Raw genomic sequence first — 16,066 nt, 5'->3', positions numbered from 1 at the left:
ACGTCGGAGAAGACGGTGAATGATGCTGCAGTAGCGCAGATGCGGCGGCAGAATCCGGATAAGATCGAGCGGTGTTAAAGAATGTGGTTATATTCAATGCGGTGGCACGGCAATAGCAGATGAATTCACTGATTCAGGTTCTCGACTTACTAAATGACTTGACTGTTTATCCGTGACAGATCGGTGCACTGCATCTCCTCTTTTCTGGATCCACTTATTCAACTTAGTACGTACAGCCTCTTGATCCATGTTGTCCCATTTCCAGTGCTCAGTGACGTCCAGACCAACAAAGTCTTCGAAGATATGCTTCGTCTTCTTAGAGTTAGGGTTATGGAAGAACTTCAGATCGTTCTCCAGCTGCTTTCGAATATAGTTGGCGACCTGACTCCCATCTAAGGCACGTAAACGAGAATCCACCTCTTCTTTCACGCGGTCTTCAACATAGGTTTCCCAGGCGGTCAGGGTCATAATTAGCGCTGCTCGCTTAAGCTCTTCTGGTTCACGGCCACCAGCTCTGTCCTTATTTAGGAGGTCATACGCTTCTAAGATCCGTTCAGAATCCAAAATTGAGATTTTGAAATTTTCGTACGCTACAGACATTGTCAAAATATCCTTTTTCTCTTGCTCCCATTAAGGAGCTAACTCCAGCCAGTCAGAAAACATATGCAGTGCATCACATAGCCTCTCCATCGCCCGGCTATGTTCACCAATAAGCACTCCATGCACTGCAAGTGCATGGCTTTTCTTACGTCTTTTAATTTTAGAAACCAGGTTGTCAGGGCAGGCAAACTCACCATCGGTTACAAGCAATACATCAGCACGCGCCCACTGCGTTTGTTTGCACTTCTCCAGTGCCATCTGCAATGGACCTTCTACATCAGTCCCGCCACCGAATGACATTGAAAGAAAACTTATCAGGCGCTCGAGCCCTTGCTCGTTAGGGCTTAGCTCAAGCTCTTTGACTTCATTTCGGCTACCAAACAGATAGACATAACACCCTCGTTTTTCTTGAGCGGAGACACTCAAGCACTCAAGCACGAGTGCCTTCGCAATGTTCTCTGGTGTGCCACGCATAGAGCCGGAGGTATCCAGACAGATAATCATCGGCCCGCGCTCTTCATTTCGCTTCTTTCCTGCTCGCTGTACTTCCGATAACACTTCTTGTTCTTCTTCAACGGCTTCGAGTTCAGTACCTTCCACCGCATAACTCAAAAGCGCATGTTCAGCTCTTCTCGCATGCCATAGTCCCTTTAAGACTGGGTGCCCCAAGTACGCAGCTTCCTGGGGCAGCATCCGGCTTATAGAATCTGAACGGGTGACACCACGTGTTTCCATGGGGATAAGGGGGCTTTTTATCTCTCGCTCCCGCATTCGGCTTACACGTATTGCCTGCAGGATTGATTCGACGATGGGGGCTCCCTCGGCACTTTTCATTCGCCCAATCGTACAAATAACATCTTGCAGCTGAGGCAGTGTTTTGAGGACTTCTCTTAGCTTCACCAGATTGAGCCAGCCATGACTTTGGAAAAGCCCCTTTGACAAATCAAAGCCCAGACTCGTCACCAACTGCAGATCACGAAAAACAGCCTCTAGTTCACCCCAAATGCTTAAACGTTCGTGCCAAACATCAGGGACCCTCAATCCTTCAGCGGACAAGACACTGATCCAGCCATTTACTTCGGATAAAGCATCTAACTCCGCGAGCTTCTCGGTGGATATTTTGACGCTTGGTTGCTTACGACGTTTACGCTTCCGGGAAGACAGCTCTTCCTTCAGACGATTCAGTTCCGCTTTTTGGTACTCCAGTGCAAGCACTGCCTTAGTCTTGAGAAACGATGGCTGATACTCTTCTATCACCAAAAGAACATCAGCCAGCAAGGCATCAACAACGGCTTCGTTTTCTCGACAAAACCTTGGTACGTCTAGCTGGTGTAACGTTTTATTCAGCTGCTGCTGAATGGGCACTGCTGGCCAAGCCAATGACTCAGCGGGCAGCTTTCCCAGCAATAACGCGTGTCTAAGCTGAAGAACACCTTCTACCCTGCTTTGAAGCTCTCCATGCGGATGAGTCACCACGGTTGGAAGCAGGGCCTCTGGTAAGAGATCCAGCTGAGAGTAAGCATCGTCAAATCGCGACAACACCAACAGATCACCCGGACTCGACTCCGTACTGCTTGTCTCAGTCACAGAGTTCACCTTCGATTACTTCAGGTTCCTGAGGATCATCAAAAGGCTCTAAATCTTCACTCTCCCGAGGCAGTTCGCTGAAGCCCTTGATCACTTTATCCGCACGTTCAAGCAACCTCTCTGTCTGCTGAATAGCAGTCTGAAGGCTTTCACTTAGTTCTGGAAAAATGGAGCTGTCTGCCCAAAGGTGGTTGTATAGCGCTTCTTTCGCTAAAGATTGCTGTTGAAGAAGAGATGCCAAGAACTGAGATATATCTCCTTTCAGCTGGCTGACTTGGCGTACCCGCTCCTCAATATGAACAGAGGAATATGAGATGGCTTCAACATACGGATCATTGGGGATATCAACCATGACAGGCTCATTTTTTCCGTAGCTACCACGAGTGTTCTTCGTTTCGCGCTGGTTGTACTCGTCGTAGTAAAGTACATCTCCATCGCCATCGCGCTTTTGTTGTTTACTCGTCTTGGAAACAACCTGCTTACCACTTTTATCTATGTAGAGCAGCTCACCTTTTTCATTGGTCGCCTGGCATTTTTTGTTTCTATCTTCTTCTAATCTATCTTCCCAAGCGGCCAACATGTTAGTCGACCGTTTTGGCTGAAAATCGCCATCTATCGCGATGTTGGTCTTGTAGAGTTTAATCAGCCCTTCCAGCTGATCTGGCTTTTCCCACAGGCAGTGCGGTAGAAGCCATGCGTCGTAAACAGACACCTCGGTCTGGTTGTTGGTAAATGCAGAAACCTGCAGCAGCTTGATGATCTTTCGCCAACGGCGGTCTGATACGTAAATTTTCTCCTGGACCAGGTATTTCCGAAACGCTTCACACAACGCCAACACATCCGATGGCAGTGTCACCTTCGCTGAAAGAGCTTGTACCTCCTTAAGCTCATCCACTCTCAAACGAGTAGCTAAATCAGGATCACATTCTTCATTTTCCAAGCAGAGCAGTGATCTAAACGCATTGTCAGAAACCGGTTCTACAAAGCTGCGCAACATGAAGCGATCATAGAGAGCAGTTAGCTCCTCCCCTTCGGGCAGCTCATTACTAGCAGCAATAACGGAGATCAACGGCACCTCGTGCCGTCGATTTCCGTTATCAAATTGGCGTTCATTCAAAAGCGTCAAAAGGCTGTTGAGGATGGCACTGTTGGCTTTAAAGATTTCATCAATAAACGCCACCGATGCCTCGGGAAGATAACCACTGGTAAGGCGGTTATAGCGATCCTCCTCTAACGCTCGTATCGATAACGGACCAAACAACTCTTCCGGTACCGAAAAGCGTGTCAACAACCTCTCAAAGTAATTCGCTTCAACAAAGATGTTTTTCAGGCGCTTGGCCAGCTCACTTTTGGCGGTTCCGGGAGGACCAAGAAGCAACACATGCTCACCTGCCAGAGCCGCCAACAAAATCAGTTTGGTTTGAGGTTCTCGCTCCAACAGCCCTTGCTGCATCTTCAACAACAGCTGCTTTAATTTAGACTTCCGATCAGGAGTAGTTACGAGCGTGTTTTCCATGGTTTATACCCTCCTTAACATGAGCTCGAAGAAACGACTTCTACATTCAAACGTTCAGCGATTGCCGTAGTTACAAACCGCTTCCCACAGTTGTGGGCAGCAAGACCAAACAACACAACCTCAACCCAAACAATAGTGACAAACACACCGTTTATCTGAGTAAGATCGATCGCTAGCCCTCCTCCCCAATGGTACAAACCCGACAGCACCAAGCTCGTGATTAACATTGAAGCCATCGCATCGCGATATAGAAGAAACGACTTGTGTACAGCCTTTACAACATCTGTGTCACGTACTGGCAGGTATACGCGTTGATACCAGAATGCATTTTGCTCTGCGCCCTTTACAAGCGCTTCATCCAGCTCTGGAAACGCATCCCGGAACTTGGTTTTAGAGATTCGTGCATCACGATTAAGGAGCGTCAAAAAGCGATGTGCAGGAAGAGAATGCTTCAACCGCAAATAAACCAGACAATGCTTCCATTCCGCAGGCAATAGATAAGCAAACCACACACACACGATGGAGAGCGCCGCAGCGCCCCCCAAATCGGTCAACAAGTTGTTGAAGTTCAGCAACGACTCAACACCGTTCGACACCGCGTACGCGATAAACAACGCAGCCATAATTAGGCCCCCTAGCTGCGGCGCGTTTTGGGATTTAAGAGTTTTCAACATCTTACTTACTCCTCTTCCCAGGTGTAATGATAGGGTTCAGGATTCACTGGACTCCAACCACTTCGCTGAGGTGCTTCAGAGCTACTACAAATTCCGCTTCCACGTGTTACGAGCACGCGTGCACCACGATGAGTAAAGGCATTCAGTACAGCTTTACGTGGATGTTTTGGCTCGCCTTGCATAGCCGTAGACGCAACCGCAAGCAACTCCCGCTCTTCTCCTTCACTTAGTGGCTCCCCAAGCAAACGGTTGAGCACCGTCGGACCTACATTGCGACGACTGCCATGATGAGGAATTTGCACAATACGGAGGGGGGCTGGATCCACACATTGTTCGAATTGATCTGCCGCATGGCTCAGCGCTTCAATACCCGCATCACCGGTAAAGATCATGCGCTTGCCATCAACGATCAACTGAGTAATAACACTGGAATTGTTCTTAGGTGAGGTGACACCGTCGTCGTAGATCTTGTCTTCTCCCCAGAATGCAAAGATCTGCTTGAGCTGGCTGGCGACCTTATCCAAAAAACTCGCTTCAACCTGCTCCTTGGCAGCGGGCATGCCATCAAACTGCGGGATCAACTCTTCGTAATAGGATTCGGAAGGCCCCAAAATACAGATGTGACCAGAGGTATGAGACAGTCCGGTGAACGGTTCATACACCGGAATGTTTTTCTCTTCTGCCAAACAGAAAAGAGACCAGGCTTTTTCAAGGCTGTCTTTCAGACGCTCACCGATACTGTTATCGGTAACACGTCCGTCCTTAAACTTATCTGCCAAGCCCTGATTGTGCGTCCAGGGGAGGTGCATCCATAACTCGTTTACCGTAAGTTCCATCAAAACGGTTTCCAATCCATTGATATGGTCCTGATCAGGATGAGTGCTGATAACCAGGTCCACCCGATCTGTCCCAAAGTGCTGCTTGATGTGTGAAACCACCTCAGCACCAACATCCTTAAAACCACCGTCAATCACGACAACGGTTTGCTCATCTCGGCCACCGTAAAGGTTGCCAAAGCGGATAGCAATCGCGTCGCCGCTTTTTGATTCTTTTCCTACACCAATGAAGTCAACTTCGTAGCCCATTTGGTTCTCCAACAGAATGAATAACACTTCTGTTAAAGCAGGGGCTGTACCAATTCCTTAAATCTATTAATTTTCAAACAGTTACAAAGTCACGCAGAGACAGAGCCACTCATATGCAGATCAACCACTTACACAACAGTAAAATTTTTTACGGGTCCAAAGCAGTTGTCCAAACCTCTTTCAACCGCTCAACGGTATAGTCCCACTTTGATGTTTTTGGCTGAGCAACAGAGTTCTGGTTTCCGAACAAACCCACTTCGTTCACCGCTTCGCTCTCACCCACCGCATGAAGCCACTCAACCGGTACAAAGTACTCTGCATTATCCTCTCCATGTTCGGCCTCAGTACCATAGCTACCCACCAGGTGCATATCGTCCTGAATGAACTCATCTGCGACCAACGCTGTACCAGCCACTTTGGCAACGCCTACATAACCGGTCTTTGGAATGTTCACCCAAACACGATCACCAGGAGCAAGTTTGAAAAGAGTTTTACTGTACCAGCGCCCACCACCCGCAGAGATAAAGCCGTAGCGCTGGGCATCCTGCCAATTGCGACTGTCATGAGCGACACCAAAGGAAGCATAGTACTCACCGTTCCACTCCCCTTTACTGCTATCACTGACCGCTTTATCTTCGGTTTCAACCGGATCGATCATCCATGCACGACTGAGGTACTGACTTTTACCATCCTGGAATACAGTAAAGAACACCGCATTAACCGCGATACCCGCCTTACTATTGAGATAGTTGATAATCCGTTCGGTACTTGCATCAAGCTCAGCAGCAACAATCACCATTTGGTGTGAACTGTTCACCTCATCTTCAGATGGTTTCACACCAAACTTAGCCTGAAACGCATCATCAAAATTAGTGATTTCCAAACCGTAGCTGGTGGCAAACTTGTGGTAGATCTGACTGACTCGTTCAGTAGGCAGTGCTTCCACCCAGGAAGCGTAATCGATGGTTTGCGCCACCACATCCCGAGGGGTTTTATGTTTCTTCAGTTCAATGACGATTACCGAGCCAAAGGCATCAATCGCTAACAGGTCGATGTATTTTCCGAAGTCGGTATAGACCTGACGACCGATCAGCAGCCAATTACTGTTTAGGATGGAGATATCCTGAAAGATCTGTTCTTCCAACAGCTCTTCAGTATCCAGTTTGACAGGAGCAAGCGCTTTGGGGCGCTCACCGATTTTCCACATTCCGTGTTGGACGGCCATTGAGTTTCCTACAACTTCAGCTAATAGCAATTACTGTTAAATGGTTATCTGGCTCACAAGCTCTATTCTTGAATACGCAAGCTTTCTGACACCACTCCTATTCCAGCCTCCATCATTATGTCTTGCTATACGCAGTAGGCTACTCAGATCTGACTTACGTTCATCGTCGTCTTCCATCTGATCGTATCGCTGCTGCCATGGTTCAATCACTGGTTCGAGATCAAGATCTTCATACGCATCGTAACCTGATTGAATCAACCAACCAGCAACCTTAGCAAATGGTTTCGGTAATCGAGAGCTTTCGAACTTATCACCCAAGAGAAAATCGATAACTTCATTCACATAAGTAATATCATCAACAAACTGCTGATACAGTTTTCCATTCTCTTGCCTCAACACCAATAGACACACCAGTAGCGGAACATCCATCTCTTGGTTGCTAGGGATTGCCCTTACGATAAGCCGCAATCTCATTACAAGCTGATCGATATCCCGCAAACTATAATCGAAGCGATTAGTTAACCAATCCAGCAGATCAGAGATGGTCCTCACTAGATTGCTATCTCTAGATCGACTTTGGAAATAAGCGAGCATGTCCGGTTGCTTCAAAACTGCCTGGATATAAGAAGCCTTATCTGGAACTTTCAGTTGATAATCCAGATCTATAAAGCGCTTCAGGTAGTGCAGACCATTAAACGACGGACCATATACGCCCTGCAGGCTCTTACTGAGCTGGTCTCGATTGACTGCCAGAACAAATACCAAACGCTCTATATCGAATAGGTGCTTGATTCGTTCCAGTAACTCAATTGCATAGGTGGGTTTGCATCGGTCTAGCTCGTCAACAAACACGAGCAGATTTTGCTGACCTTCTGGTAACGCATCTAACGCCGCGCTGAGCTGGATTTTGAACTGCTCTAACGCCAGCTTCTGCACATTAAAACTGTCAACGACCCCTTCTATAGCTCCACCAGCCAGATCCGCAGCAATTTTCTCATACTCTTTCTCGACATCCAGTGCTCCAAAGGTTGCGACTTTTGCCGCCGCAACAGCTGTGGATTTAAGTACACCTGGGGCGTACTCCTTTGCTTTGTTCCAAGCTTTTTTAGGAGTGGAATCATCCTGCTGCTCGCGAAGCCACTCATCCAATGTGGAAAGCATTGGAAGTAGTGGATCGTCAGCGAAATCGCTTTCCCAAGCATTCAGGTAGAGGCAGACTTGCTCCTGCTGCTGGAGGTAGTGTTGCCATAGACGGATAAAAGTGGTTTTACCGCCACCCCAGGGGGCATCAATGGCAAAGACAAGTGGAGCCTGTGCATTAAGCAACACAGGCGATAGGTTTTCAATCTCGGAGTGGCGCCCCAGCAAGTCGGTGGCGCAAGGCCATTCGCCCTCAGTGAACAGTGGTTCCTTGAGACGTAGCACGAGTGATGCAGCACTATTCGGGTTTATTGAGCTGTCTGGCATGATGACATCCGTGTGATAGGTGGTTCATATAGGGTTGAGTCGCGGTGGACCGGTACTTCATAGCTCACCGCTAAAAGCTTGTTGGCTTAACGACGCACTGAGGTTTGTACTCTCATCCAAAAGGCTTTGCATAGACTTGATCGAACCACGAGTTTTACCGACAAGGCCCAGATATTTTTTCTGAAGCTCCAGTGGAGGGATACGAAGCTCCAACGACTTCACATCTTGCTGGTTGATGCTGGATTGGTTAACAGCATCCTTACACGACTTAAGAATCTGCCCCTTTACGTAGGGAGTGCATAGCTGATCCACAATAAAACCCGGTTGAGCCAAACTTTGGTCAACGGTGAAATTCATCATGTTGGATTCGAAAACTGTCCGCTCTTCCACCCCTTCGATCAGAGCGCACTTCCCCAAATATTCTCTGCTATTCACTCGATTGATGACTATTGAATTCTCTTCCAGCTCGTACTTTTCAACTTCCTTTTCGGACAATCTGACTCTTTTAAGCTTACTTTGAGCTTCTAGCGCACCGTTATAAAAGCCATCAATTCGCAAAATTCTTGTACCTTCACCGTAATCCTTGGCGGGCTTGTACAAGCCATTAGAGGGACCACTTAAAATCAAGTCTCCTAGCTTGCGGGTTTCCCACTCCTTCGGATTGATGACCGGGTCGCCGAACATTTCCAGAAACACACTACGTAGGAACTGGTCGGCGAGGTCAATAGCTTGCTGGCGTTTTCGGCGCAGGGTGTCGGTCTTGTCGAGGATAGCAGCTATGCGCTGCTGCTCAGCCAGGGGTGGAAGAGGTATCTCTAGCGACTCAAAGTTGCTTTTATTCACGATAGAAACAGTGGTCGCAGGGGCCATTAATTCTAACTTGGGCTTTAAGCGCTTACACGCATAGTACCCATACCTGGAATCTACTTTTCTCGGGTCAAATACAACGCTATTGATTTGCTGGTTTGTCGCTAATTCCCTACCAGCAATCGAGGTCTTACCCAGAGAGCCAATACAACAAACTAGTACAGCCCCCTCTGGGACAAGTTTAACCTTATCCGCCCCGCGCTCCGTTAGTGTTTGCGGAGCGTCTGAGACAACAGTATTTACACCAATTTCTGCGGGCGTGACAAAAGGAATACTCCCCCCAAAAAACTCGGGGTTCTTCTTCGACGGAGTCTTACCAGTTACGACCTTGGCGACGTCTTTTATGGCAACAAGAGGCCAGCTCACAACATCCCCTCCAGCTCATCCAGATCCCGCTGAATATCCACCTCAAGCGCCTTCAGTCGCGCCAAAATCTCCTTGGGCGGGTCGTACTGCTCCACTTCGTACTCCTGCTCCTTATAACGGTTCAGCGACAGGTCGTACTTATTAGACTCGATCTCATCACGGCTGACCCAGAACGCCTTAGCGGTGCGGTCATTCCCCTCCGTTTCCGCAATCACCTTGTCACGTGCTTTAAACTTTGCGACTAGATCAGGCAGGTCGTTCTCACCTTTTGGTTGACGTCTATCATCCAGCGAGAAACCATCATTCTTTACATCGTAAAACCATACATGGTCGGTTACGCCACCTTTGGTAAAGATCAGAATGGCTGTCGATACGCCAGCGTACGGCTTAAAAACACCACTTGGCAGGCTGATCACCGCTTCCAGCTGGTTATCATCCACCAGATGTTTACGCAGCTGCAGGTGTGCCTTTGAAGAATTAAATAGAACACCGTCCGGCACAATCGTGGAGCTACGACCACCCACACGCAGCATGCGCATTATTAGCGCCACAAACAGCAGTTCGGTCTTTTTGGTTTTCACCACCCGCAATAGCGCTGGATCTACGTCCTCTTCATCCAGACTACCTTTGAACGGAGGATTCGCAAGGATCAGGTCAAAGCCTTCCTCTGCGGCCTTGGGGAAACGCTCTGAGAAGCGCTGGCTCAAGGTATCCTGATAGTGAATATCCGGCTCAGCCACGCCATGCATCACCAAGTTCATTGCGGCGATACGCAGCATGGTGGCATCGAAGTCGAAGCCGTGGAACATATCGGTATCCACATGCTTACGGTGGTCATATAGCAGGTCGCCGGTGAAGATTTTGTTCTCCTCCTCTTCACCTTTTTCATTGGTCACCATCTCTGTAACCACACCCTCGGGCGAGCTGTATTTCTCCAACAGGTACTCATAGCAGACTGAGAGGAAGCCTGCTGTTCCACAGGCAGGATCAGCAATACGATGTTTTGCTTCTGGCTCCAGCATCTCGACCATCGCGCGGATCACATGACGTGGAGTACGGAACTGGCCGTTGATACCTGCAGTAGTCAGTTTGGAAAGTAGGTATTCGTAGAGATCACCCTTTGTATCACTTTTTTCCAACGGCAGTTCATTCACCATATTGACCGCTTTCACCAATAGACTCGGCTTCTGGATCATCAGCTGAGCATCTTTCATAAATTCAGCGAACAGCGTGCCTTCACCTGCGAGGTCCTTAAAGTGCGGGAACACTTCGTCCCTCATCAGCTCAAACATCTGCTCTGCAGGCATGTGACGGAACGCTTCCCAGCGCAGATGCTGCTCAGGTGGAGTGAAGCGGCGATTGAAGGTTTTACCGGTGCGTTCAGCACGTTTTTCATCGCGACGCTCGTTCATATCCAGCATACGGGCGTACATCAGGAAAGTGATCTGTTCAATCACGGTCAGCGGATTGGTAATACCCCCCGTCCAGAACTCCTCCCAAAGTTTATCGATCTTGCTTTTCAAGTCGCCTGTGATCATTTCGTGTTCTCAATACTTCTTCTATTCTGCGATTAACGGTCAACGGTACGTGTGGTTGATTCCCGACGTAGACCCAGCTCGACGCCAAACTGTTTTACAAGAGCCACCAGCGCATCAGCCTGCTCTTCACGGTTGAAGATGCCATCCAGGCCATCGTGGTGAATGGCGGTAAATGGGGGATCGTACAGCTGGGCAACGTTGATAGTGCCGTATTTGCAGAGATGGTTTTTTAGCAGCGCAATAAAACGCTGCTGCTGAGCGTTCAGGTTGATGTGGTGTGATTGTACAAAGTCGGTAAAGGCAGCCTCAACCGCTTTTGCATCCATTCCGATCAGGGTGCGCAGCATCTGATCAAGGCTGGCACCGGACTCCGGGAAAAACTCCGTAAGCGTATCCAGATCCAGGTTAGGATTCTGTACGTGTACCAATGCGTTCAACTGTTGCAATTCAGCATCAGAGACCGGTTCTCCGTTGCGGATCTTCTGCAAGACAGGATCAGTATCAAACAGTGGAGCCAAGGTCTGCTCTACTTCCTGACGGAATATCTGGTAATCAACTGTGACAATAGTGGTCGGACGCTCAGCGATATGATATCCCCCCTGATCCTCCTTTATATCTATCACCGGCAATGGTTCTGCAGGTGGCAGAGACCCTTTATCCCGCAAGTGGATAATGCCACGCAGTGCCATACGTTTCTGCTCAAGTGCATCAAAGGTAAGGCTTTGCCAGAAAGCATCCTGCTGAATCTCTTTGATATCCTCGGCTTTGGCGCGTACCGGATTCAGATGCATAGAGAGCTGAGCAACTTTGGTCAACGCCGCTAATTTAGCCACATCCATTTGAGAAGGCTTTGTCAGCAGGATCTGCTGAAGCTCGGTTATCTGCTGATCCCAACGCAACGCTTCCGCTTCTCCCCGAATATCACGCCATTGCATCAACGGTGCCATTTCTGCGCGCAATAAGTGCCGTGTATCCGGAGCAAATTGATCGAGTTGTTTCGCATCGGCCAGCTGCGCTTTCAGTTGCCACTTATCACGCACGGCAATACAACGATTCTCCAGTGCCTCAATATCCTCTTTAACAAGCGCGAGGATTTGCTTAAACAGCTCCATTTCAGCCTTTTGAAGCGCAGTTTCTGCCAACTCAATCCGCGTTTCAAATAGCTTTTCACAGAGTGATTTACCAGTGCGACCATCATCTTCTGGAGGGTCCATCTCGAAGTAATCGAAGTTGGCCCAATGATCGAAGATCAGGAAGTGAGTTTTATGATTTCCTATGCCATAGAGATGCTCACACAAACGGGTACCGCGCCCCACCATCTGCCAGAATTTAACCTTGGATTTAACCGGCTTGGCAAAAACCAGGTTAACCACTTCCGGTACATCAATCCCGGTATCCAACATATCGACAGATACGGCGATGGTAATCTGGTCCGCTGAGCCATCGGTTTTCTTAAAGTCGTCAATCAGCTCTTCGGCGCGCTCGTATTTGGAGTGAATCACTCGACAGAAGTTGCCGCCATGCTGGGGATACATTTGGCCAAACAGTTCAGCTAATAGCTCAGCATGCTGAATACTACGCGCAAAGATAATACTCTTCCCTGGTAGCTGCCCATCCACATCGCGCAGCCCCCGCTCCATCAAGTTACGCAAGATGGCGCGGTTGGTATCTTTGTTAAATACCGCTTTATCCACGTCCGGTACATCGAAATCCATCTCGTTCGGATCGAAGCCTTGATCTTCTAACTCTGCGATTTGCTCATCAGACAGCGTGTGGCCTTTGATACCTTCACGCAAGAACTGTGTGGTGTGGGTTACAACCTTAAAAGGTACCAGGTTGCCCTCTTCAACAGCCTGTTCTAGCGGGTAGTTGGCTGTAGGCATTTTGTAGTCACAACCAAACAGCTTACAGGTAGATCGACTCACCATCTCAACCGGCGTGGCGGTCAACCCCACCTGGCGAGCGTCGAAGTACTTAAACAGATCGCCGAAGACGTTGTAGACCGAACGATGAGATTCATCTGCAATGATCAGGTCAAAGTACCCCACATCAAACTGCTCGTAGATCCCCATCATTCCCGGATAGGTCGCAATGTAGATACGTGCGTTATGCTGATCTTCCTTTTTGCTTCGCCCCACTACGTAAAGCGGCTCTTTCACAAATTCGCTATAGGCGTTTTTTGCTTGCTTACGCAGCTCTTTGCGGTCGCACAAGAAAAGTACGCGCTTAGCCCACCCTGCATCCAGCAGGCGTTTGGTCAATGCGATGGAAACTCGGGTTTTACCGGTACCCGTCGCCTGAACAATCAGCGCTTTACGATGACCGTCGCTGAAGCGCTCACTGACGCGGGTGATCGACTCCATCTGGTAGAGACGACCGGCAATATTCGTATCGATAGGTGTGCTGTTCAGGTCTTTACGAAGCTGACGCTGGCCAATTAGGTACTGCAGACTGTCTTTGCTGTAATAGCCGTACAACTTGCGCGGTACGGTATCCAACACATCATCCCAGAGCCAGATATCGTATCCATTGGTGTAGAAGATCACTGGACGCTGCTGATGTTTCTTCTCCAGCGCATCAGCATATAGCTTGGCCTGTTGCCGCCCCTTCTCTGGATTTTCACGTGCACGCTTAGCTTCAACTACCGCCAACGGTTTGCCGTTATCATCCCAGAGAACATAATCGCAATATCCGATACCTGACTTCGTAGGCTGGCCGTCGACTTCGTGCTCTAGCGTGACTTGTTCGGTATCGCTACCATCCACCGCTACATCCCAACCCGCCAAACGCAGTTCACTGTCGATTAAGCGACGACGAGTCTCCGCTTCGTTAAAGTTGAGAGTCTGAGTCGCTTTCTTGCTGCCCTCACTAAACTTCTGAGCCTTGGCTTCATCAATCTGTGCTTTTAGCTTTGTAGCTTGCTGCTGCGCTTCGAGCTCAGACTGCTTGGCTTCCTCCAGCTCCTTCAGTGCAGCATCCAACTGAGCAGATTGGCTGGCTAGTTGCTCCTGGAGCGCTTTGTTCTTTTTCTTGAACTCGGCCTTTACACCTCCTGATGAATCGAGCTTCGGAGCCTGATAATCCGGACAAGTTTCGCGACTACCTTCTCCTTGCGCTACAAATAACCAGCACCCAAGGTAATAAGCCTCCTCAACCAACCACACTGCAGTCGATACAGAAACATCACCTTCATGGGCAGCTTTGTTCCCATGGATACGAACCGCATGTAGCTTGTCGAGAATGACGCGAGGAACAACAGAGGTAAAACCGTCATTGTTCAAGCGATCCATGAAGGTGGAGTTTGGCTGAATTGGGAGCTTCAGATCTTTATAGATCTCGCCCACCAGCTTCTCGACGAAGCAACGCAGCTTAACTAGGGCACTTTGTGGGTCTGAGCAGGCATAGGTTTCGGCATATGCCCCTAAGTCTGCGAGTGCTGGCCAATTGTTTCGGAGGTGTTCAAAATTCATGGACTTCATGTCATGTAGCCTTTAGTTACTTCCTGTACTTCAGATATCGTGCCAATTTGGCGAAATGCGCTTTCTATTGATCTGGTATTTCTAACTGCTTCATCCAGTTCGAAAGCGTCTGATGATTACTGAGACCTATCAGTCTAGCAGCTTTTCCTTTTTGGCCAGCAGTTATTTTTAGTGCTTGCTCAATTGCGTATCTCTTTGTTTTTTCTAAAACTTCATTGATATCGATACCACTGGCAATATCAAACTCCAGCCCTGCTTGAGCTCCTTTTTTAGGCCGCTGGATCAGCGCCCTTTCTAGGTGCTCAACGTCCAATATCGCTCCATCACTCCATATGGACGCACGAACTAGCGTATTCCAAAGCTCTCGAATATTTCCGGGCCAGCTTTGGGATTTAATAAATTCCATTCCTTCTTTGGAAATTTTTTTACCAACATATCCGGGCTGACTCTTTGCTTCGTCGTTCAGATTATCGATCAATACCGAAACAAGGGACTCAATATCTTCTTTTCGCTCCCGCAATGGAGGCAAGCCAATCACTCCCACCGCCAACCGGTAAAACAGATCCTCACGAAACAAACCGTCCTCGATCATCGATAAGAGATTTCGGTGTGTCGCAGCAACAATGCGAACATCCACCTGTACTGGCTTACTACCACCCACAGGCATTATCTCCTGTTGCTGCAGCGCTCTAAGTAGCTTGGCCTGAGCATCCAGGGGCAACTCCCCAACTTCATCAAGAAACAATGTGCCACCGCTTGCCACCTCAAAGTACCCTTGGCTGTCGGCAACCGCTCCCGTAAAAGCGCCTTTTTTATGACCAAACAGATGAGAATCTATGAGACTTTCGGGAATCGCACCGCAGTTCACCGCCACAAATGGCTTTTCAGCCCGCAACGAGCCGCTGTGAATAGCGTTTGCCATCACCTCTTTGCCAGAGCCTGTTTCGCCATGAATGATGACGGGAATGTCTCGCTGAGCAATACGTTGCGCCAAAGAGACACATTCTTTCATTGCAGCAGAGTTTGCCTGAATGCGGGAAAACTCACTGTTGGTGGAGGGCAATGCTGAAGCAATTGAGCCAAGCCTAGCGTCCTGGTGCTGTTGATAGGCAATAGAGACATCAAAAGGAAGCTCAACCTTTGAAGCACCGTCCTGACGTGAAGTTTGGGCTAACTGACAATCAAACACCCCTTTACCCAGCAAAACCCAGATAGCGGTCATCGCTGGCGTCCCAGAGGTTAGATTCAGTGTGACTCTAAAGTCACCACTCGTTAGATCGCTCAGCTGGTTATGAGCAATCTCATAGATAGCCTCGTAATCAATAGGACTACTGAGCTCAACGGGCTTAAGAACTATTCTTGTATTTCGGGATTGTTTTCGAAGTGTCTGCTTCAACCAAGGTTCATACTGGTGGGCCTGTTCCTTCCAGTTCTGAACCAGGATATGCACTTCATCAAATGGAAGTGGTGTTTCCATCAGGATTGACCCGATGGCACCGAGTTCTTGGTTACGCTCCGCATCCAGGTCGTGTTTGCCAAGCCATGTGAGGAGCAACGTCCTTTTCATCTCGATACAAATCCTTATGTATTTTTGTAAATAAAATTACCACAAGGATTTACTCGGATCTATTGATACAAGGCTTTGTCAAAAACGAAAGAAGA

Annotated in this window: 11 protein-coding genes; all 11 read right to left on the bottom strand. The window is 48.6% G+C overall.

Annotation, left to right across the window (positions count from 1 at the left end; all coding sequences use genetic code 11):
* Positions 1–93 precede the first annotated feature (93 nt).
* Positions 94–600, bottom strand: coding sequence for a HEPN domain-containing protein (locus ACEQ15_RS05475; RefSeq protein WP_370278085.1), 507 nt, complete (start codon positions 598–600; stop codon positions 94–96).
* Positions 601–630: 30 nt separating this feature from the next.
* The gene (locus ACEQ15_RS05470) at positions 631–2,187 is read right to left on the bottom strand and encodes a VWA domain-containing protein (RefSeq protein WP_370278084.1); all 1,557 of its coding nucleotides are present in this window, start codon (positions 2,185–2,187) and stop codon (positions 631–633) included.
* Positions 2,180–3,703, bottom strand: a complete 1,524-nt coding sequence (locus ACEQ15_RS05465; protein ID WP_370278083.1) for an AAA family ATPase — start codon at positions 3,701–3,703, stop codon at positions 2,180–2,182. Before ACEQ15_RS05465 ends, ACEQ15_RS05470 begins: the two co-directional genes overlap by 8 nt.
* A gap of 14 nt (positions 3,704–3,717) precedes the next feature.
* Complete coding sequence (locus ACEQ15_RS05460; RefSeq protein WP_370278082.1) at positions 3,718–4,377, bottom strand: hypothetical protein; 660 nt, start codon at positions 4,375–4,377, stop codon at positions 3,718–3,720.
* 5 nt (positions 4,378–4,382) lie between these two features.
* Entirely contained in the window at positions 4,383–5,462 is a 1,080-nt protein-coding gene (locus ACEQ15_RS05455; protein WP_370278081.1) for a ComEC/Rec2 family competence protein, read from the bottom strand.
* 148 nt (positions 5,463–5,610) lie between these two features.
* Entirely contained in the window at positions 5,611–6,687 is a 1,077-nt protein-coding gene (locus ACEQ15_RS05450) for a hypothetical protein (protein WP_370278080.1), read from the bottom strand.
* Between the two features lie 36 nt (positions 6,688–6,723).
* Entirely contained in the window at positions 6,724–8,154 is a 1,431-nt protein-coding gene (locus ACEQ15_RS05445) for a P-loop NTPase fold protein (protein ID WP_370278079.1), read from the bottom strand.
* 57 nt (positions 8,155–8,211) lie between these two features.
* Positions 8,212–9,387 (bottom strand): restriction endonuclease subunit S, encoded by a 1,176-nt coding sequence (locus ACEQ15_RS05440; protein WP_370278078.1) that lies wholly within the window; start codon positions 9,385–9,387, stop codon positions 8,212–8,214.
* Positions 9,384–10,925 (bottom strand): N-6 DNA methylase, encoded by a 1,542-nt coding sequence (locus ACEQ15_RS05435; protein WP_370278077.1) that lies wholly within the window; start codon positions 10,923–10,925, stop codon positions 9,384–9,386. Before ACEQ15_RS05435 ends, ACEQ15_RS05440 begins: the two co-directional genes overlap by 4 nt.
* 32 nt (positions 10,926–10,957) lie before the next feature.
* A complete protein-coding gene (locus tag ACEQ15_RS05430; protein ID WP_370278076.1) occupies positions 10,958–14,404 on the bottom strand; it encodes a DEAD/DEAH box helicase family protein in 3,447 nt (1,148 codons plus the stop codon).
* 64 nt (positions 14,405–14,468) lie between these two features.
* The gene (locus ACEQ15_RS05425) at positions 14,469–15,971 is read right to left on the bottom strand and encodes a sigma 54-interacting transcriptional regulator (RefSeq protein ID WP_370278075.1); all 1,503 of its coding nucleotides are present in this window, start codon (positions 15,969–15,971) and stop codon (positions 14,469–14,471) included.
* Positions 15,972–16,066: the final 95 nt, after the last annotated feature.

It is taken from the genome of Pontibacterium sp. (assembly GCF_964228735.1).
In the GTDB taxonomy this organism is placed as follows: Bacteria; Pseudomonadota; Gammaproteobacteria; order Pseudomonadales; family Balneatricaceae; genus Pontibacterium.
This window is presented reverse-complemented; position numbering and strand designations above follow the sequence as displayed.

Bases quoted from the DNA above. Each gene is read 5' to 3' on its own strand.
- ACEQ15_RS05475 (WP_370278085.1), bottom strand. From the start codon at position 600: ATGTCTGTAGCGTACGAAAATTTCAAAATCTCAATTTTGGATTCTGAA.
- ACEQ15_RS05465 (WP_370278083.1), bottom strand. From the start codon at position 3,703: ATGGAAAACACGCTCGTAACTACTCCTGATCGGAAGTCTAAATTAAAG.
- ACEQ15_RS05460 (WP_370278082.1), bottom strand. From the start codon at position 4,377: ATGTTGAAAACTCTTAAATCCCAAAACGCGCCGCAGCTAGGGGGCCTA.
- ACEQ15_RS05455 (WP_370278081.1), bottom strand. From the start codon at position 5,462: ATGGGCTACGAAGTTGACTTCATTGGTGTAGGAAAAGAATCAAAAAGC.
- ACEQ15_RS05450 (WP_370278080.1), bottom strand. From the start codon at position 6,687: ATGGCCGTCCAACACGGAATGTGGAAAATCGGTGAGCGCCCCAAAGCG.
- ACEQ15_RS05445 (WP_370278079.1), bottom strand. From the start codon at position 8,154: ATGCCAGACAGCTCAATAAACCCGAATAGTGCTGCATCACTCGTGCTA.
- ACEQ15_RS05435 (WP_370278077.1), bottom strand. From the start codon at position 10,925: ATGATCACAGGCGACTTGAAAAGCAAGATCGATAAACTTTGGGAGGAG.
- ACEQ15_RS05430 (WP_370278076.1), bottom strand. From the start codon at position 14,404: ATGAAGTCCATGAATTTTGAACACCTCCGAAACAATTGGCCAGCACTC.
- ACEQ15_RS05425 (WP_370278075.1), bottom strand. From the start codon at position 15,971: ATGAAAAGGACGTTGCTCCTCACATGGCTTGGCAAACACGACCTGGAT.